The organism is Luteimonas terrae (genome assembly GCF_031457535.1).
Taxonomy (GTDB): Bacteria; Pseudomonadota; Gammaproteobacteria; order Xanthomonadales; family Xanthomonadaceae; genus Luteimonas; species Luteimonas terrae_A.
Window position 1 is genome coordinate 1 of sequence record NZ_JAVDWO010000010.1, and the last position, 19,734, is coordinate 19,734.

At 66.0% G+C, this 19,734-nt stretch carries 15 protein-coding genes and 1 tRNA gene; 1 reads left to right on the forward strand and 15 read right to left on the reverse strand.

What is annotated here, in order from left to right:
* Positions 1 to 306: 306 nt before the first annotated feature.
* Positions 307 to 1,518: an enoyl-ACP reductase FabV gene (gene fabV / locus J2W68_RS12305; protein ID WP_310236315.1), complete on the reverse strand. Its 1,212-nt coding sequence runs from the start codon at positions 1,516 to 1,518 to the stop codon at positions 307 to 309.
* A gap of 207 nt (positions 1,519 to 1,725) precedes the next feature.
* Here fabV and J2W68_RS12310 point away from each other — a divergent pair, with 207 nt between their 5' ends.
* Positions 1,726 to 2,274, forward strand: a complete 549-nt coding sequence (locus J2W68_RS12310; RefSeq protein ID WP_310236316.1) for a cytochrome b — start codon at positions 1,726 to 1,728, stop codon at positions 2,272 to 2,274.
* Between the two features lie 392 nt (positions 2,275 to 2,666).
* Here the strand turns inward: J2W68_RS12310 and asnB are convergent, their stop codons facing one another.
* The 14 genes from asnB to J2W68_RS12380 form a co-directional block, all read right to left on the reverse strand.
* A complete protein-coding gene (gene asnB, locus J2W68_RS12315; protein ID WP_310236318.1) occupies positions 2,667 to 4,370 on the reverse strand; it encodes an asparagine synthase B in 1,704 nt (567 codons plus the stop codon).
* Positions 4,371 to 4,684: 314 nt separating this feature from the next.
* A complete protein-coding gene (gene dctA / locus J2W68_RS12320; RefSeq protein WP_310236320.1) occupies positions 4,685 to 6,100 on the reverse strand; it encodes a C4-dicarboxylate transporter DctA in 1,416 nt (471 codons plus the stop codon).
* 184 nt (positions 6,101 to 6,284) lie between these two features.
* Positions 6,285 to 6,644: a hypothetical protein gene (locus J2W68_RS12325; protein ID WP_310236322.1), complete on the reverse strand. Its 360-nt coding sequence runs from the start codon at positions 6,642 to 6,644 to the stop codon at positions 6,285 to 6,287.
* Positions 6,645 to 6,706: 62 nt separating this feature from the next.
* Positions 6,707 to 6,904: a hypothetical protein gene (locus J2W68_RS12330; RefSeq protein WP_310236324.1), complete on the reverse strand. Its 198-nt coding sequence runs from the start codon at positions 6,902 to 6,904 to the stop codon at positions 6,707 to 6,709.
* Between the two features lie 146 nt (positions 6,905 to 7,050).
* The gene (gene pnp / locus J2W68_RS12335; protein WP_310236326.1) at positions 7,051 to 9,159 is read right to left on the reverse strand and encodes a polyribonucleotide nucleotidyltransferase; all 2,109 of its coding nucleotides are present in this window, start codon (positions 9,157 to 9,159) and stop codon (positions 7,051 to 7,053) included.
* A 119-nt stretch (positions 9,160 to 9,278) separates the two neighbouring features.
* On the reverse strand, positions 9,279 to 9,545 hold the full coding sequence (gene rpsO / locus J2W68_RS12340; protein WP_055247276.1) for a 30S ribosomal protein S15: 267 nt from the start codon (positions 9,543 to 9,545) through the stop codon (positions 9,279 to 9,281).
* Positions 9,546 to 9,699: 154 nt separating this feature from the next.
* On the reverse strand, positions 9,700 to 10,746 hold the full coding sequence (gene truB, locus J2W68_RS12345; protein ID WP_310236328.1) for a tRNA pseudouridine(55) synthase TruB: 1,047 nt from the start codon (positions 10,744 to 10,746) through the stop codon (positions 9,700 to 9,702).
* Positions 10,721 to 11,080, reverse strand: coding sequence for a 30S ribosome-binding factor RbfA (gene rbfA, locus J2W68_RS12350; RefSeq protein ID WP_310236330.1), 360 nt, complete (start codon positions 11,078 to 11,080; stop codon positions 10,721 to 10,723). Before rbfA ends, truB begins: the two co-directional genes overlap by 26 nt.
* 125 nt (positions 11,081 to 11,205) lie before the next feature.
* On the reverse strand, positions 11,206 to 13,815 hold the full coding sequence (gene infB / locus J2W68_RS12355) for a translation initiation factor IF-2 (RefSeq protein WP_310236332.1): 2,610 nt from the start codon (positions 13,813 to 13,815) through the stop codon (positions 11,206 to 11,208).
* Between the two features lie 154 nt (positions 13,816 to 13,969).
* Positions 13,970 to 15,481, reverse strand: a complete 1,512-nt coding sequence (gene nusA / locus J2W68_RS12360; protein ID WP_310236333.1) for a transcription termination factor NusA — start codon at positions 15,479 to 15,481, stop codon at positions 13,970 to 13,972.
* A gap of 8 nt (positions 15,482 to 15,489) precedes the next feature.
* On the reverse strand, positions 15,490 to 16,116 hold the full coding sequence (rimP, locus tag J2W68_RS12365) for a ribosome maturation factor RimP (RefSeq protein WP_310236334.1): 627 nt from the start codon (positions 16,114 to 16,116) through the stop codon (positions 15,490 to 15,492).
* A gap of 233 nt (positions 16,117 to 16,349) precedes the next feature.
* A tRNA-Met gene (locus J2W68_RS12370) sits at positions 16,350 to 16,426 on the reverse strand.
* A gap of 148 nt (positions 16,427 to 16,574) precedes the next feature.
* Positions 16,575 to 18,038 carry an NADH-quinone oxidoreductase subunit NuoN gene (nuoN, locus tag J2W68_RS12375; protein WP_430539733.1) on the reverse strand — a complete coding sequence of 488 codons (1,464 nt, stop codon included), beginning with the start codon at positions 18,036 to 18,038 and terminating at the stop codon, positions 16,575 to 16,577.
* Positions 18,039 to 18,213: 175 nt separating this feature from the next.
* Positions 18,214 to 19,728 carry an NADH-quinone oxidoreductase subunit M gene (locus J2W68_RS12380; RefSeq protein ID WP_310236338.1) on the reverse strand — a complete coding sequence of 505 codons (1,515 nt, stop codon included), beginning with the start codon at positions 19,726 to 19,728 and terminating at the stop codon, positions 18,214 to 18,216.
* Between the last annotated feature and the right edge of the window lie 6 nt (positions 19,729 to 19,734).

A 19,734-nucleotide genomic window follows, 5' to 3' on the forward strand; every position in this document is an offset into this window, starting at 1 on the left:
CCTCGCCTGACGCGGCACGCAGCCCAAACTCGCTGCGCTCAGACATGGGCTGCTCTTCGGCCACGCCAGGCTCCGGTGCTCGGCTCGCTTTACGGCTCGATTCAAGTCAAAAGCCGAAGCCAAAACCAAAGCCAAAAGCAAAGGCAAAGGCAAAGGCAAAAGCAAAGACAACAACCTCCAGAACATGCACCCTGGCAACAGCGCATCCAACGCATTGCCAGCACGCACCCTGCGTCGCCACGATGGCGCAGACCCATCAAAAAAAAGCCCCGCATCAGCGGGGCTTCTCCGAACGCGCGGACGCAATCAGTCCCGCAATTCGATCACATCGAACTCCGCCACCGGATCCACCTCGGCGTCGTAATCCACATCACTGCGCTCGAATCCGAACAGCTTGAGGAACTCGTGCTTGTAGCCGGCGTAATCGGTCAGCGCGAACAGGTTCTCGCTGGTGATCTGCGGCCACAGCGCCTTGCACTGCGCCTGCACGTCGTCGCGCAGTTCCCAGTCGTCGAGACGCAGGCGGGCTTCGGCGTCGACCTCGGGCGCTGCGCCATCGGCGCGGTACATGCGCTCGCGGAACAGGCGGTCGAGCTGGTCGAGCGTCCCCTCGTGCACGCCCTTCTCCTTCATGACCTTGAAGGCGATCGCGATGTACAGCGGCAGCACCGGAATCGCGGCGCTGGCCTGAGTGACCACCGACTTGAGCACGGCGACGTTCGCGCTGCCGCCGGTCTCGGCGAGCTGCGCATCGATGCGCCGGGCGGTCGCGTCGAGGTCGGCCTTGGCTTTGCCCAGCGCGCCGTGCCAGTAGATCGGCCAGGTGATCTCGGTGCCGATGTAGCTGAAGGCGACCGTCTTCGCGCCATCGGCCAGCACGCCGGCCTCGCGCAGCGCGTCGATCCACAGCTGCCAGTCCTCGCCGCCCATCACGGTCACGGTGTCGGCGATCTCCTGCTCGGTCGCGGGCTCGATCGACGCTTCGATGATCTGGTCCTTGTTGGTGTCGATCGCGGTCGAGGTATAGGCCTCGCCGATCGGCTTGAGCGCGGAGCGCTTCACTTCGCCGGTATCGGGCAGCTTGCGGACCGGCGAGGCCAGCGAATAGACCACCAGATCGACCTGGCCGCCCATTTCGGTCTTGATCAGGTCGATCGCCTGCGCACGCGCGGCGTCGGAGAAGGCATCGCCGTTGATCGAGCGGCTGTAGAGGCCGGCTTCTTTCGCGTAGTGATCGAACGCGGCCGAGTTGTACCAGCCGGCGGTGCCGGGCTTCTTCTCGGTGCCGGGTTTTTCGAAGAACACGCCGAGCGTGTCGGCGCCGAAGCCGAACGCCGCGCTGATGCGCGCCGCCAGGCCGTAACCGCTGGACGCGCCGATCACCAGCACCTTCTTCGGACCGTCTTCGCGCACACCGCGCGCCTGCGTTGCCGCAATCTGGTCGCGCACGTTGTGATCGCAGCCGGTCGGATGCGTGGTGGTACAGATGAAACCGCGGACTTTGGGATGGATGATCACTGGTGTCGCCCGTGTGTCTGGAAACGTGGTGGCCAGTTTACGGGCTGGTGCAGCTGCGGTCCCGTACGGGGGCCGATGGTATGGCCGCACAGGGGTGGAATCAGGTGCTGCTCGAATCCCACTCCCTCCTTCATGCGGGCGCGCGCGATTGACAGCGCGCGGGCGCCCGGCTGAACTGTGCGCTGGATTCTTTCCCTGGATGCACGCATGCCGTCACGCTGGACCGATTCACCACTGCGCTACGGCCTGGTCACGCGACTGCTGCATTGGGGCATGGGCGCGCTGTTCGCCTGGCAGTTCACCGGCATGGGCGTGAAGCTGCTACTCGGTCGCCATCCGCTGACCGCATTCCTCGTCGGCACGCACAAGCCGATCGGCACGCTGCTGATGCTGGCGATCCTGCTGCGCGGCGCCTGGGGTCTGTCGCAGTGGCGCAATCGTCCGCCGCATCCGGCGACGCTGATCGGCCGCCTGGCGCTCGCCGGGCATGCGGTGTTGTATGCGTTGATGTTCTACATCCCCACCGTCGCCCTGCTGCGCGAATACGGAAGCGGCCGCGGTTTCGCGCCGTGGGGCATGCCGCTGTTTCCGGCGACCGGCGAGCAGATCGGCTGGCTGATGGCGCCGGCCAACCTGTCCCACGGCGTGCTGGCGTGGACGCTGCTGGCGCTGATCGTCGGGCACGTGCTGATGGTCGCGCTGCACCACGTCTTCTGGCGCGACACGACGCTCGCGCGGATGGCCGGCAGACTCTGACGTCCAAATTCCCTGTAGGAGCGCGCTCGCGCGCGACGGGCTTCACCTGGGAGCCTCTTCGCGCGCAAGCGCGCTCCTACATGTGGGACGGGATATGGCGAACAGATCGTGTCCAGTGGTGGCGCCGACCCAACTGTCGCACTGCGCTCGGGCGGAGGCTTGCGGTGACCGTCAGGCACGTGGCGATAGTCACGCTGGGCCACTCCGCCCGGGCGACACGACGCTTGCGCAGACGGCGGGCAAGTTCTGACTACGCCCGGATCTCTGTAGGAGCGCGCTCGCGCGCGATGGGCTTTGCCTGGAAGCCTCTTCGCGCGCGAGCGCGCTCCTACATGGAAAACGGACTTCCCCCCTCAATACGCGCGCCGGGACGGACGCCGCGGTATACGTCGCTAAGCCGCAGCGTGATGCACGCCGGCCACCGCACGCCCCGACGGATCGGCGGCGTTCGCGAACGCCGCGTCCCACGCGATCGCCGCGGGCGACGAACACGCGATCGACTTGCCACCGGGCACCGTTGCCGCCGCAGCCGGTGACGGGAACTCGCGTTCGAATACGCTGCGGTAGAAGTAGGCCTCCTTCGTCTGCGGCGGGTTGTACGGAAAGCGATTCGCGGCCGCGGCGAGTTCTCGGTCGCTGACCTGCGCCTCGGCGTGCGCCTTTAGGCCGTCGATCCAGCCGTAGCCGACGCCGTCGCTGAACTGTTCCTTCTGCCGCCACAGGATCTCGTCGGGCAGATGCCCGTCGAACGCGGCGCGCAGCACGCCCTTCTCCATGCGCTGGAAGCCGTCGCTGCCGCGATGGATCATCTTGTGCGCGGCGTCGAAGCGCATCGCCACGTCGAGGAACTCGCGGTCGAGGAACGGCACCCGCGGTTCCACGCCCCAGGCCATCATCGACTTGTTTGCGCGCAGGCAGTCGTAGTTGTGCAGCGCGTCGAGCTTGCGCACCAGTTCCTCGTGGAACTGCCGCGCGTCCGGCGCCTTGTGGAAGTACAGATAGCCGCCGAAGATCTCATCAGAGCCCTCGCCCGACAGCACCATCTTCACGCCCATCGCCTTGATCCGGCGCGCGAGCAGGAACATCGGCGTCGACGCGCGGATCGTCGTCACGTCGAAGGTTTCGACATGGCGGATCACGTCGGGAATCGCATCCAGGCCTTCCTCGAAGGTGTACTCGAAGCCGTGATGCACGGTGCCCAGCGACTCGGCGGCGATCGCCGCGGCGGCGAGATCGGGCGACCCCTTGAGGCCGATCGCGAACGAATGCAGGCGCGGCCACCAGGCTTCACTCTGATCGCCGTCCTCGACGCGATGGCGCGCGTAGCGCGCAGCGACTGCCGCAACCAGCGAGGAGTCCAGACCACCCGACAGCAGCACGCCGTAGGGCACGTCGGTCATCAGCTGGCGATGCACGGCGGCTTCAAAGGCTTCGCGCACGTCGTCGAGAGACACGTCCACGCCCTCGACCGCATCGAAGTCGCGCCACGGCCGCTGGTAGTACTGCGTGAGCACCCCGCTCGCGCTGTCATACCAATGGCCGGGCGGGAACTGCGCGACATCGGCGCAGGTATCGGCCAGTGCCTTCATCTCCGAGGCCACACGCAGGCGGCCTTCGCGGTCGTGGCCCCAGTACAGGGGCACCACGCCGATCGGATCGCGGGCGATGATCGCGCGGCCGCTGTCGCGGTCCCATAACGCAAACGCGAAAATGCCATTGAGGCGCTCGAGAAATGCCGCCGGGCCGCTGCCGTCGGCCGCGTGCTCGCGATACAACGCGCTGACCACTTCGCAGTCCGACGCGGTCTGGAACGCGTACGGCACGCGCAGTTCGGACTTCAGCGCCTGGTGGTTGTAGATCTCGCCGTTGACCGCGAGCACCAGCGCGCCGTCCGCCGACAGCAGCGGCTGCGAACCACCCGCCGGGTCGACGATCGCCAACCGCTCGTGCACGAGGATCGCGCGGTCGTCGACGTGCACACCGCTCCAGTCGGGGCCGCGGTGGCGCTGGCGCTGCGAGCACTGCAAGGCCTCCCGGCGCAGGGTGGCGATGTCGTCGCCGGGTTGCAGGCCGAAGATGCCGAAGATCGAACACATGGTGGAGCTCCTGGGATGTCGTGGATCGCGATGTCGGTGGCGCCGGATGCGGGGCACAAAAAAACCCGCATCGCGGCCGATGCGGGTTCGTGTTCCGGTGCCTGCGCGTCTTGCCTTATTGCTGCGCCAGCTCCCACACCCGCCTCGGCCGCGCACGATTATTCGTGCGCAGTGCGTTGCGGTTGCGATTGTTGGCGGCGATGCGGGGCATGGACTGCAACCTAAAGACTATGAAGTGGCCGCGCAACCGTTGCGTACGCAACGGCTGCATCGATCCGTCCAACGCAACGCGTGTCGCAGGACGGCCATCGAGGTTACTTGGCCGGCAAAGCGTTGATCGGCGACTCGGCGGCTGCGGCCGCTGCGGCGTTCTTTTCGGCCTGCAGACGGTCGGGGTCGACCAGCGAGGGATTGTCGAGCACCTCCGCCAAGCGCTCGCGATCGAGCTGGCCGGTCCAGCGCGCCACCACGAGCGTGCCGATGCCATTGCCGGTGAGATTGGTCAGTGCACGGCCTTCCGACATGAAGCGGTCGATACCGACGATCAGCGCGATGCCTGCCAGCGGGATCACGCTCTCAAACGCCGCCAGCGAAGCCGCCAGCGTCACCAAGCCCGCGCCGGACACCCCGGCCGCACCGTTCGAGGAAATCAGCATGAAGACCAGCAAAGCGATCTGCGTGCCGATCGGCACCTCGATGCCGAACGCCTGGGCGATGAAGATCGCGCCCATCGTCATGTAGATCGCGGTGCCGTCCAGGTTGAACGAATAGCCGGTGGGAATCGTCAGGCCAACGACAGACTTCGGCACGCCCGCGGCTTCGAGTTTCGCCAGCATGCGCGGCAGCACCGTCTCCGACGACGAAGTGCCGAGCACGATCAACAGTTCGTCGCGGATCATGCGGATGTACTTGAAGATGCTGAAGCCCGACCACCAGCAGATTGGTCCCAGCACCAGGAACAGGAACAGCAGGCAGGTCATCCAGAAGCTGACCATGAAGTAGCCGAGCGAGCCGAGGATGGCGCTGCCGTATTCGCCGATGGTGAACGCCATGCCGCCCATCGCGCCCAGCGGGGCGAACCACATGACGATCTTGATGACGCCGAACATCACCTGGGCGATGGTATCGAGCGCCGCGACCGCCGGCTTGCCGCGCTCGCCGAGCATCGTGATCGCGCAGGCGACGAGGATCGCCATCACCAGCACCTGGATCAGCTGCCCTTCGACGAAGGCGCCGAAAAACGAGCCGGGAACCAGATGCAACAGGAATCCTGTCAGCCCCTCGCCCGCCGCGGCGCCGGCGCTGCTGAGCGTGCCTTCGGCCGCGGAGGCGTCGAAGGTCGCGAGATCCAGGCCGAGCATGCGGCCGGGGCCCAGCAGGTTGATGACGACCAGGCCGATGCCCAGTGCGAACACGGTGGTGATGTTGAAGTAGATGACGGTCTTGAGCGCCAGGCCACCGGCCTTGGCGAGGTTGCCGAGTCCGGCAATACCTACTGCGACGGTCGCGAAGATGGTCGGCGCGATGACCACCTTGACCAGTTTGATGAAGAGGTCGGCCAGCCATTTCATCTGTGCGCCGACTTCAGGCGCGGCCAGACCGATGGTGATGCCCGCGGCGATGCCCACCAGCACCCAGAAATACAGGTGGTGCCACAGCTTCTTGCGCTTCGGCGCGGGCCCGGGTGTCGGGGCTTTGACAGCGTTCGGAGTCGAGGTATCGGTCTGCATGCCGCAAGCCTGCCAGATGAACGGCCGTTGCAAACTCACACCATGTAACTAGGTGGCGCAGTCAGGTTTGTCGCGGTCAACACTGCACAGGAGTCGACCGCGGCCTGCGAAGAGTCCCGTTGCATGCAGGCGCGCTTGCGCGCGGTGGCCTTTTGCAGAACACGCATGCGCCCCGTCAACGCTTCTAATCAGGCGCCGTCCGGCAAGTCGGGCCGTAGGCTTCGGCGTACGATCTGCCGAAGCACCGCAGCAGTCCATCGACGACGTCGAGATTGGGCGGCCAACGCATCCGCATCGGCGGCAGCCCAGGCTGAGTGGGCATCTCCAGGTAGCCGTCAACCAGCGGCGGCATGCCGGGCGTGTCCGGATACGGCTGCGCAGCCAGCGACGCGCGCGCCTGCGCGAGCGCCGCGTGGTCACCCCCGAGGAATGCCACGGTGGCATCGAGATAATGATTCCAGCCAGCCGGATCCTGATCGGCCGGCTTGCGCGTCGTCGCCAGCAGCGCAATCGCCTCGGCGTTGCGACCTGCCTGCGCCAGCATCTGGCCCTGATGCCACGCGACCGTGGGCGAGGCTTGCGGATGCCGCGCGCGCCAGGCTGCGATCAGCTCGGCTGCGGCGAGCTGGCAGCCGGGGATGTGCCGAGGCGGCGCCAGCCGCCATCAGGCATCGATTGATCGAACGCAGGCTCGTCGAGCGCGAGCATGGCTTCGCGATCGACACTGCAGTCCGCGATGGCGGTGTCGTGTGCATGGACCGGGGCAGCAAGGCAAAGCGCGGCGATCAGCAAGCACGTGCGCATGGCATCTCCTGATGCGGAAATCTTGATGCAGCGCGACGGGCTCCGCTGCGCGCGAACCATCCTATCGGGAGCGCTGTGCCGCGTGCAGCCCCAACGAAAACGGGCCGCTTGCGCGGCCCGTTTCGTATTGCATGAAACGCTGGCGATTACTCGGCCGGCGTGCCTTCGCCTTCGGCGACGGCCTTCATCGACAGGCGGATGCGGCCCTGCTTGTCGACTTCCAGCACCTTGACCTTGACCACGTCGCCTTCCTTGAGCACGTCGCCGACCTTCTCGACACGCTCGTTGGAGATCTGCGACACGTGGACCAGACCATCCTTGCCGGGGGAGATCGTCACGAATGCACCGAAGTCCATCAGCTTGACGACCTTGCCCTCGTAGATACGGCCCGGCTCGACGTCGGAGGTGATCTGCTCGATGCGTTCCTTCGCGGCGCGACCGGCGGCGGCGTCGACCGAGGCGATCGTGATCGTGCCGTCATCCTGGATGTCGATCTGGGTGCCGGTTTCCTTGGTGATCGCCTGGATGACCGAACCGCCCTTGCCGATGACTTCGCGGATCTTGTCGGGGTGGATCTTGATCGTGATCAGGCGCGGCGCGAACTCGCTGAGTTCGGTACGGGCCGTGGTCAGCGCGCTGCTCATCTCCTGCAGGATGTGCAGACGGCCCTGCTTCGCCTGCGCCAGCGCGACCTTCATGATCTCTTCGGTGATGCCCTGGATCTTGATGTCCATCTGCAGCGCCGAGATGCCGTTCGTGGTGCCGGCGACCTTGAAGTCCATGTCGCCGAGGTGATCTTCATCACCCAGGATGTCCGACAGCACGACGAAGTCGTCGCCTTCCTTGATCAGGCCCATCGCGATGCCGGCGACCGGTGCCTTGATCGGCACGCCCGCGTCCATCAGCGCCAGCGAGGAACCGCAGACCGACGCCATCGACGAGGAACCGTTCGACTCGGTGATCTCCGACACGACGCGGATGGTGTACGGAAACTCTTCCATCGTCGGCATCACGGCGAGCACGCCGCGCTTGGCCAGACGGCCGTGGCCGATCTCGCGGCGCTTGGGACCCATCATGCGGCCGGCTTCGCCCACCGAGTACGGGGGGAAGTTGTAATGGAACAGGAAGTGCTCTTTGTACTCGCCGGCGACGGCGTCGATGATCTGGCCATCGCGCGCGGTGCCGAGGGTCACGGCGACGATCGCCTGCGTTTCGCCACGGGTGAACAGCGAGGAGCCGTGCACGCGCGGGAGGATGCTGACCTTCGAGCTGATCGGACGCACGGTGTCGAGCGCGCGACCATCGATACGGACCTTGGTCTTGAGGACCGAGTCGCGCATCGTCTTGTATTCCTGCTCGCCGAATTCCTTCGACAGTTCGCTGCTCGACCAGGCGTTGGCTTCGGCATGCGGCTGCACGGCTTCGAGGATCGCCTTCTTCACCTTGGAGATCGCATCCTTGCGCTCGAGCTTGTCACGCACCTGGAACGCGCTGGCGAGCTGCTCGCCCAGGGCGCTGCGGATGGCGGAAACCAGGCCTTCGTTGGCGGCAGGCGCCGACCATTCCCACTTCGGCTTGCCAGCTTCGGCAACGAGTTCGTTGATCGTGGCGATGGCGACCTGCATCTGCTGGTGGCCGAACATCACGGCGCCGAGCATCACGTCTTCCGACAGTTCCTTGGCTTCCGACTCGACCATCAGCACGGCGTTCGCGGTACCAGCGACGACGAGCTCGAGGTCCGAATCCTTCAGCTCGGACACGGTGGGGTTCAGCAGGTACTGGCCGTCTTTGTAACCGACCTTCGCAGCGCCGATCGGGCCGTCGAACGGCGCGCCCGACAGGGCCAACGCGGCAGACGCGCCGAGCAGGGCCAGGATGTCGCCGTCGACGTCCGGGTTCATCGACATCACGGTGGCGACGATCTGGACTTCGTTGCGGAAGCCATCGGGGAACAGCGGACGGATCGGACGGTCGATCAGACGCGAGATCAGCGTCTCCTTCTCCGTGGCGCGACCTTCACGCTTGAAGAAGCCACCCGGGATGCGGCCGCCGGCGTAGAACTTTTCCTGGTAGTCGACGGTCAGCGGAAAGAAATCCTGGCCTTCGCGCGCGGTCTTGTTGGCGACCGCGGCGACCAGCACCTGGGTGCCGTCACAGGACACCATCACGGCGCCGCCGGCCTGGCGCGCAATCTCGCCGGTCTCGAGCGTCACTGTCTGGTTGCCGTACTGGAAGCTCTTTGTCACTTTTGCCACGTTGGAATTCCTTGATGTCTCTTGCGATGAACCGTCCGGGACCCATGCCCCGGCGGGCGGGCGCGCCCACGCCCTAAAAAGAACCGCGGCGCATTTCTGCGCCGCGGTGGGTGTCAGTCTTAGCGACGCAGACCAAGCTTCTCGATCAGGGCCTTGTAGCGATCCGCATCCTTCCGGTGCAGATAGTCCAGCAGGCTGCGACGACGGTTGACCATCATCAGCAGGCCGCGGCGGCTGTGGTGATCCTTCTTGTGCGTCTTGAAGTGCTCGGTCAGGTGCACGATGCGTGCGGTCAGCAGAGCGACCTGGACTTCCGGGGAACCGGTGTCGTTGTCGCCGCGCTTGTGTTCTTCGATGATCTTGCCGTTGTCGATGGTGCTGGTCATTTCATGCTCTCTGGACGCGGGTCCCGCAGAAGACAGCGACGTGTCGTGTGACCGCCGCGTACCGCCCGGACCGCCTGTGGATGGGTGCTGCAGTGTGCCTTGAAAAAGGCCGCGGAATTGTACCGCCGGGCGGACCGCCGGACAAGGCGGCCATTCAGTCCCTGGTGGCGATTGGGTGTGCGAGGCGGAACATGCGCTGCGGTTTCAGACGGCCGTCTGCGTCCACCTGCCCCAGCCCTTCGGCGCGGCCGGCCGGCCCGATGATCGCGACTTCGCCCACCGGCGCGTACGGGCCCGGCACGTCCTGCCCGTTCTGCAGCCGCGCCGCCTGGCGCGCGTCGACATGGACCTTCGGCCAAGCCAGCATGCCGGCCTCGATCTCCAGCAGGCAGGCTTCGAGCTGCGGTTCGCCGCGTGCGGCCAGCGCCTGCAGGTCCTCCAGCGTCCACATGCGCGGATCGCGGAAGGGATCGACCCACTGCCGCCGCAGTTCGGCGACATGCGCGCCGCAGCCCAGCAGCTCGCCCAGATCGCGGACCAGGCTGCGGACGTAGGTGCCCGAACCGCATTCGACATGCAGGCGCAGTTGCGGCATGCCGCCGGGGTCCAGCACACCGTCGAGCAGATCGGCGGCCGACTGCAGTTCGAAGGCGTGGACATCTACCGGGCGAACATCCACCTCGACCGTCTCGCCGCGCCGCGCCTTGGCATACAGCGGCTCGCCGCCGCGCTTGAGTGCGGAATAGATCGGCGGGCGCTGCTGGATGCGCCCGACCAGTTGGCCGAGCGCGGCATCGAGGGTCTCGATGGTCAACGCGGGCACCGGGCGCTCTCGCAGGATTTCGCCGTCGGCGTCGTCGGTATCGGTGACCTGGCCAAGCCGGGCGACCGTGGTGTAGGCCTTGCGCGCGCCGAGCAGGCCGCCGGCGATCTTGGTCGCTTCACCGAAACAGACCGGCAGCAGACCGGTCGCCAGCGGATCGAGGCTGCCGGTATGGCCCCCCTTCTCGGCACGGAACAGGTGGCGGACGCGTTGCAGCGCCTGGTTGGAACTCATGCCGCGCGGTTTATCGAGCAGCAGGATGCCATCGAGCTTGCGGAACTTCGTGCGCGGACGGTCCTGCTGCCGACGCTTGCCGCGCGGGCGCGAGGGCGTCGCAGGCGAGGCGCCGGCGTCAGTCGGCGGAAGATTCGCCGACATCGCGCAGCAGATTGTCGATGCGCTCGCCGCGGTCGACCGAATCGTCGTAGTGGAAATGCAGCTCCGGCACGTGGCGCAGCTTGACCGCGCGCGCAAGGCGGAAGCGGATCTCGTACGCGACCGCCTTCAGGCCCTTCATCGCCTCGTCGGCGCGCTCGGACTGCAGTGCGGTCACGAAGACCTTGGCGTGCGCCATGTCACGCGTGACCTCGACATCGGACACGCTGACCGACGGCAACCCGTGTTCGGAGACTGCCTCGCGCACGAGCGTTCCGAGCTCGCGACGGAGCTGTGCGGAGACGCGATCGGTACGGTGGAAGGATTTCGTGGGCACGGATGGAGCACCTGTTGCGATGGGACGGAAAAAGTTTGAAGCGGTCCGGGCGACACCACCCGAGACGACGACGGCCGGGTCCGTGTCTACGGAGCCCGGCCGCCGGCATTGCATCCGGCGCGCCCTCAGAGGGTGCGCTGGACCTCGATACGCTCGAAGCACTCGATCTGGTCACCCGGCTTGACGTCGTTGTAGGCCTTGACGCCGATGCCGCACTCGGTGCCGTTGCGCACTTCGTCGACGTTTTCCTTGAAGCGGCGCAGCGATTCCAGCTCGCCCTCGAAGATGACCGTGTTGTCGCGCAGCACGCGGATCGGCTTGCTGCGCTTGACCACGCCCTCGATGACCATCGAACCCGCGACCGCACCAAACTTGGAACTGCGGAACACGTCGCGCACTTCGGCGGTACCGATGATCTCTTCGCGGATCTCCATGCCGAGGATGCCCGAAGCGACCTGCTTGACCTGGTCGATCACGTCGTAGATCACCGAGAAGTAGCGCAGATCCAGCGCGCTGTTCTCGATCACCTTGCGCGCGGATGCATCGGCGCGGACGTTGAAGCCGATGATCGTGGCCTTCGCCGCGGCCGCCGAATTGGCGTCCGATTCGGTGATGCCGCCGACACCCGAGACGATGACGTTGATGCGGATCTGTTCGTTCGACAGCGCGACCAGCGACTGCTTGAGCGCTTCGACCGAGCCCTGCACGTCGGCCTTGATGACCAGGTTGAGCGACAGCTGCTGCTCGGCCTGGCCCATCTGCGCCATGATGTCTTCCATGCGGTTGCCGGCGGCCTGGACCAGGCGCGTTTCGCGACGCTTGGTGTCACGCTGCTGGGCGACTTCCTTGGCCAGGCGCTCGTCGGCGACGACGACGAAATCGTCGCCCGCATCCGGCACGCCCGACAGACCCAGCACCTGCACCGGGATCGACGGACCGGCGGTCGGGACCTGGCCGCCGGTTTCGTCGAACAGCGCACGCACGCGGCCGTACTGCACGCCGCAGACGAGATAGTCGCCTCGCGCCAGCAGACCGTTCTGCACCAGCACCGTCGCGACCGGGCCGCGGCCCTTGTCGAGCGAGGATTCGATGACCGTACCGCTCGCGCGGCCTTCGGCCACGGCGCGCAGTTCGAGAATTTCGGACTGCAGCGAGATCGCATCGAGCAGATCGTCGACGCCGTCGCCGGTCTTGGCCGACAGTTCCACCATCTGCGTGTCGCCGCCGAAGTCCTCGGCCACGATGTCGTGCTCGAGCAGTTCGTTCTTGACCCGCGACGGATCGGCGCCGGTCTTGTCGATCTTGTTGATTGCCACGATCAACGGCACCTTCGCCGCCTTTGCGTGCTTGATCGCCTCGACCGTCTGCGGCATGACGCCGTCGTCAGCCGCGACCACCAGGATCACGATGTCGGTGAGCTTGGCGCCGCGTGCGCGCATCGAGGTGAATGCCGCATGGCCCGGGGTGTCGAGGAAACTGATGACGCCCTTGTCGGTTTCGACGTGATACGCGCCGATGTGCTGGGTGATCCCACCCGCCTCGCCCGAGGCGATCTTGGTGCGACGGATGTAATCCAGCAGCGAGGTCTTGCCGTGATCGACGTGACCCATGATGGTCACGACCGGCGGACGCGCGACCTGGTCACCCTGCGCTTCGCCCACGTGTGCGATCAGCTCGCTCTCAGCGTCGTCCGCATCGGCGCGCACCGGAATGTGGCCGAGCTCTTCAACGGCGAGCGCCGCGGTGTCGTGGTCGATCGACTGGGTGATGGTCGCCATGACGCCCATCTTGAACAGCGCCTTGACCACGTCGCCGCCCTTCATCGCGAGCTTCTGCGCGAGGTCGGCCACGGTGATCGCTTCGCCGATCGCGACTTCGCGCTGCATCGGCGCGGTCGGACGTTCGAAGCCGTGCGGGCCACCACCACTGCGCGACGGCGCATTACCGCGACGCTGCGGACCACCGCGCTGCGGCTTGCCACGCGTGTTGCTGGTGCTGCGACGGGCGCGATCGGAGGCGCTCAGGTGCAACTGGCCGGCGAAACGCGCGGTCTTGTCGTCGTCCTCGACGCCACTGACCATCGCGTGCGAACCGCGGTTGCCCTTGTGCTTGGCACCGGCGGGTGCGTTGCGATCATCCGCACGCGGCGCCGCAGGCGGCTTGTGGCCGTGACCATGCGCAGCCGGCGGACGACGCGTCGCTTCGGCTTCTTCCGGCGGCGCGGCGGCGGCGGCCGCCGCGACCTGGCGCAGACGTTCGGCCTCGGCTTCCGCTTCGCGCTTGCGCGCTTCGGCCTCGTCGGCGCGACGCTTGTCGTCTTCGGCCAGACGCTGCTGCTCGGACAGATTCTTCGCACGCGACTCTTCGAGCTTGCGCAGGATCTCAGCGCGCTCGGCGTCCGGGTCGATTGCGCCACCCGCGGTCGGGCTCAGCGTGACCTTCTTGCGCACGACGACATCGACCGTCTGGCGGTTCTTGCCGCCACCGACCGTCAGTTCCTGCTTGCGGCTGCGGCTGAGCGTGATCTTCTTAGGCGCAGCGACTTCCTCGGCCGGGGCATCGCCCTTGCCGTGTGCGCGCTTGAGGAAACCGAGCAGCTTGAGCTTCTCGGCACTGGTCACGCTCTGGTCGGGATCGCTGAACGGCATGCCCGCTTCGGACAGCTGTTCAAGCAGTTTCTCGACCGGCGTATTCACCAGTGCGGCCAGCTTGCGGATGGTGGTTTGTTGCGACATTCGTGATTCCGGTTCCTTGCGCGCCGCCGCGAATTGCGGGGCGCAGTGGATTTGTCATTCTACCGCTGCATGGGATTCGTTCCGAACGGGATCGTCATCCGTGGCTGGCGGCCGCGTTCTAGGCCGGTGCAGGGCACCGGCCCGGCGCGACCCGTCAGCCTTCCCTTTCCAGCCGCGCGATCTCTTCGGCACGGGCGGCGAGGATCAGCGCGGCGGCGCGGGCCTCGTCGAGGTCCTCGATGCCGAACTCAACCACTTCATCCGCGCCCAGGTCCGACAGGTCTTCACTGGTGCGGATGCCATGGGCGGCCAGCGCGTACGCCGTCGCCTCGTCCATGCCGTCCAGCGCGAGCAGATCGTCCGCAGGTGCATTCTCGTCGACGCCCTCTTCGACCGCGAGCGCGTCGTTGAGCAGCGAGTCGCGAGCGCGTCCGCGCAGTTCCTCGACGATGTCCTCGTCGAAGCCCTCGACCGCCAGCAGCTCGCCGACCGGCACGTAGGCGATTTCCTCGACCGTACTGAAGCCCTCGGCGACCAGGATGCCGGCGATTTCCTCGTCGACTTCCAGCTTCTCCTGGAACAGGGCGCGCGCCGATGCCTGCTCGGCATCCGACTTCGCGGTGACCTGGTCCTGGGTCATCACATTGAGCTGCCAGCCCGACAGGCGGCTGGCGAGGCGCACGTTCTGGCCGCCCTTGCCGATCGCCTGGGCGAGCTTGTCTTCGGCGACCGCCAGGTCCATCGAGTGCTTGTCTTCGTCGACGACGATCGACTGCACTTCGGCCGGGGCCATCGCGTTGATGACGAACTGCGCCGGATTGTCCGACCACAGCACGATGTCCACGCGCTCACCGTTCAACTCGTTCGACACCGCCTGCACGCGCGACCCGCGCATGCCGATGCAGGCGCCGATGGGATCGGTGCGGGTGTCATAGGCCAACACGGCGATCTTGGCGCGGTCGCCCGGATCGCGTGCGCAGGCCTTGATCTCGACCAGGCCCTGGCCGACTTCCGGCACTTCGAGCTTGAACAGCTCCATCATGAATTCCGGCGCGGCGCGGCTGATGAACAGCTGCGGGCCACGGGGCTCGCTGCGCACGTCGTACAGATAACCGCGCACGCGGTCACCGGCGCGCACGACATCGCGCGGAATCGCCTTGTCCTTCTGGATCAGCGCTTCGGCGTTGCCGCCGAGATCGACGTAGACGTTGCCGCGCTCGACGCGCTTGACCACGCCGGTTACCAGCTCGCCAACGCGATCCTTCCACGCATCGACGACCTGCTGGCGCTCGGCCTCGCGCACGCGCTGCACGATGACCTGCTTGGCGGCCTGGGCGGCGATGCGACCGAAGTCGACATTCTCGATCTGCTCTTCGATGTAGTCGCCGACCTCGACGCCCTCGGCCTCGTCGATCGCGTCCATCAGGCGCAGCTGGCGGTCGGGCGATTCCATGACGACATCGTCGGCCACCACTTCCCAGCGGCGGAAGGTCTCGTAGCTTCCGTCCTTCGAATCGATCGCGACGCGCGTCAGCACGTCCTGGTCCATGTAGCGCTTCTTGGCGGCAGTCGCCAGCGCTGCTTCGATGGCCTCGAGAATCACCGATTCCGGGACGCCCTTCTCGCTCGCGACCGCGTCGACGACCAGCAACAGTTCCTTGCTCATCTTTTCATTCACTCCGCACCGGTCGACGGATCCGCCGACCGCTTGTTGTCACGTGGTGTGTGGTTGGCCTTGCGGGTCGCGCCAGTGGCGCGGCCGTTGTCCTTCTTGTCCTTCGACGCGGCGAGACCCAGCGCAGCCCAGTCGGGCACCACGCGGGCTTTTTCGATGTTGTCGGCCTGCACGGTGAGCGCATTGCCGTCGACATCGAACGTCACGGTGTCACCTTCGACCGCAGTGATGCGACCGGTCAGGCGGCGGCGCCCGTCCTGCGGCAGCTTCAGGCCGACCTTCGCGGTCTCGCCCTGAAACTGCGCGAACTGCGCGACGTTGAACAACGGACGATCAATCCCTGGCGACGACACCTCGAGGGTGTAGTTGCCGGTGATCGGATCCTCGACGTCGAGCTGCGCCGACACTTCGCGGCTGACCGCCTCGCAGTGTTCGATCGTCACGCCCTGCCCGCCTTCGCCTTCCGGATCGGCCTGGCCGGCTTCCGCGCTTGCCGGCACATCGATGTAGATGCGCACGAGCGCGCCACCGGGCGCCGTCAGGTATTCGATGCCCAGCAGTTCGAGCCCGAGGGCCTCGACCGTCGGTGCCAGCAGTTCCGTCAGTTGTGTCGCCTTGTCCGCCACTGATCCCTCGTCCGTTGCGTATCCGGTATCGCACGATCGTCGCTGCCTGCAAACGCACCGCGTTGCCCCGGGCGCCTGTGGTTTTCCGATCGCGGAAAACGACAAAGGGCCCGATGGGCCCCTTGTCCGATACCACTGGATGTCGGCGCCGAAGCGAAGCAGTTGCTTCGGCAAAGCCCAGATTCTTCGCGTCGGATGCACCCGGAGGCGCGCCTTCTTTACTGCGTTGAATGTGGTAGCGGGGGCAGGATTTGAACCTGCGACCTTCGGGTTATGAGCCCGACGAGCTGCCAGACTGCTCCACCCCGCATCAGAAGCGGAATTATGAAGATTTCTCTTCGATATTGCAAGAAGTTTCGAGCGATTCCGCGCCCCTCGAACTTCTCCCGATTGCCATGTTGCAGCGACCGGGCGCGCATCTTAACCAGATGGCGCGCGTATTACCAGCGCGGATCCGGTCAGGCGGCGAATGCCTGCTGGCACCATGCCATCAACGGACTGAAGAACGGCACGACGACCAGCAGCGCCAGCACGTTCAGTGCGAACACCAGGCGCATTGGCGTACCCGGGCGCTGCGCCATCGGGGCGGCCTCGGGGGCATCGAAGTACATGACCTTGATCACGCGCAGGTAGTAGAACGCGCCGATGACCGCGAACACGATGCCGACGATGGCCAGCCACAGCAGATCGCCCTGCAGCGCGCCCTGCAGCACCGCGAGCTTGGCCCAGAAGCCGAGGAACGGCGGCACGCCGGCGAGCGACGCCATGATGCACAACACCATGCCGGCCATCCACGGGCTGCGCTGGTTCAGACCCTTGTAGTCGTTGATCTGCTCGGCTTCGAAACCGTTGCGCGACAGCATGACGATCGCGCCGAACGCGGCCGCCGACATCACGGCGTAGCTGACGACGTAGAACATCGCCGAGGCGTAACCCACCTGCCCGCCACCGGCGAGGCCGAGGAACAGGAAGCCCACGTGCGAGATCGTCGAGTAGGCGAGCATGCGCTTGAGGTTGGTCTGCGCCAGCGCGAACAGGTTGCCGACCACCAGCGACAGAGCGGCGAGGATCGACAGCAGGATCTGCGCCTGGTCGTGCAGCGGGCCGAGCGCGGTTTCGAGCAGGCGCCAGGCCATGCCGAACGCGGCAATCTTCGGTACCGAGCTGATGAAAGCGACGATCGGCGTCGGTGCGCCGTGGTAGGTGTCGGGCAGCCACATGTGGAACGGCGCGGCGCCGAATTTGAACGCGATACCGACGATCAGGAACACCATGCCGGTCAGCATCAGCACGCGGCCGTCGTCGGACAGACCGCCAATCGCGTCATTGATCGCTGGCAGCGACAGCGTGCCGGTCGCGCCATAGATCAGCGACATGCCGAACAGCAACATGCCCGACGCCAATGCACCGAGCACGAAGTACTTCATCGCCGCTTCGGACGCGAGCTTGCTGTCGCGGTCGCAGGCCACGAGCGCGTAGGAGCAGAGCGCCAGCAGTTCCAGACCGACGTAGACCATCGTCAGGTTGTTCGCCGACACCAGCAGCATCATGCCGGCGGTGGTGAACAGGAACAGCACCGGAATCTCACCCTGGTACAGGCCGCGATCGCGCAGGAACGTCCACGCGTAGCCCAGCGCCACGGCGCCGACCACGAGGCCGGCGACCTTCAGCACGTCGGCGCCACCATCGCGCACGAACATGTCCGCGAGGATGCTGCCATGACCACCGACGCCGAACACGATCAGCGCGGCCGCAGCCAACATCGTCGCGACGGCCAGCACATGGGTGATGATCCGGCGGCGCGGGTCGATGAACAGGTCGAGCATCAGCAGGGCGAACGCACCCAGCACGATCACGAGCTCGGGCACGATCGGGCCCAGCTCGGCCAGCGTGCGGATGGGAGGCGTCATCGGATTGTTGATCACTGCACACGTTCCTCGGCAATCCTGCGGATCGCACTGTTTCTATCATCGACCGATGCCGTCCATGGCGTGACATGGGCGACTCCGGATCGTCCAGCCCGGCCATCCATGGCCGGGCGTTCCCAGACGCGGCAGCCGCCTTGAGGGCGCCCGCCAAGCGCGCGTCTGCTCACCCTTAAAGCTTGCTTACGGCGATCAGGTTCGCCAGTTGCGCGATGGACGGCTCCATCAGATCGGTCAGCGGTTTGGGATACACGCCGATCAGCAGCGTGCCGGCAGCGAACACACCGAGCACCAGTGCCTCGCGGGCGTTGATGTCCTTGAGCGCGGCAACATGCGCATTCGACACTTCGCCGTAGAGCACGCGCTTGACCAGCCACAGGGTGTAGGCCGCACCGATGATCAGCGTCATCGCCGCGAAGAACGCGATCAGCGGATGGCTCTGGAACGCGGCCAGGATGACCATGAACTCGCCCACGAAACCCGAGGTGCCCGGCAGGCCGGAGTTCGCCATCGCGAACAGCACGTAGAACGCGGCGAACCATGGCATCACATTGGCGACGCCGCCGTAATCCTTGATGTTCCGGGTGTGCATGCGGTCGTAGAGGATGCCGATGCAGGAGAACATCGCGCCGGAGATGAAGCCGTGCGAGACCATCTGCACCATCGCGCCCTGCAGACCGAGACGCGCGGCGTCGGAGCCGTCCGGCACGTCGCGCATCAGCGCGAACGCGATGAACACACCCAGCGTCACGAAGCCCATGTGCGAGACGGACGAGTACGCGACCAGCTTCTTCATGTCCTGCTGGACCAGCGCCACTAGGCCGACATAGACAATCGCGATCAACGACAGGCCGATGACCAGCCAGGCCCACTCGTGGCCGGCGTCCGGCGTGATCGGCAGGTTGAAGCGCAGGAAGCCGTAGCCACCGATCTTCAGCATGATCGCCGCCAGGATCACCGAGCCGCCGGTCGGCGCCTCGACGTGTGCATCCGGCAACCAGGTGTGCACTGGGAACATCGGCACCTTCACCGCGAATGCGGCGAGGAACGCGAAGAAGATCCACATCTGCTCGGTCGACGACAGCCGCAGTGCGTACAGGTCGGGCAGCTGCCAGCTGCCGGCCTGCAGGTACAGGTAGATCAGCGCGACCAGCATGAAGACCGAGCCGAGGAACGTGTACAGGAAGAACTTCACCGAGGCGTACACGCGGTTCGCGCCGCCCCAGACACCGATGATGATGAACATCGGGATCAGCATGGCTTCGAAGAACACGTAGAACAGCATCGCGTCGACGGCGCAAAACACACCGACCATCATGCCTTCGAGGATCAGCATCGACGCGAAGTACTGCGACACGCGCTTGGTCACCGAGCCCCAGGCGCCGATCAGCACGAGTGCGGTGGTCAGCGTGGTCAAGATGATCAGCGCGACCGAGATGCCGTCAGCGCCGAGGTGGTACTCGATGTCCAGCGACGGAATCCACTCGCGCCGTTCGAGGAACTGCAGCCCCGCATTGGCGTAGTCGAAGCCGGTGAACAGCGGAATGCTGAGGACAAAGACGAGCAGCGCGAACGCCAGCGATACCCAGCGCGCCGCGTCGGGGCGGCGTTCGCCCAGGGCGAGCACGCACGCACCGCCGAGAATCGGCAGCCAGATCAGGAGACTGAGAAGAGGCCAGTTCGACACGTATCG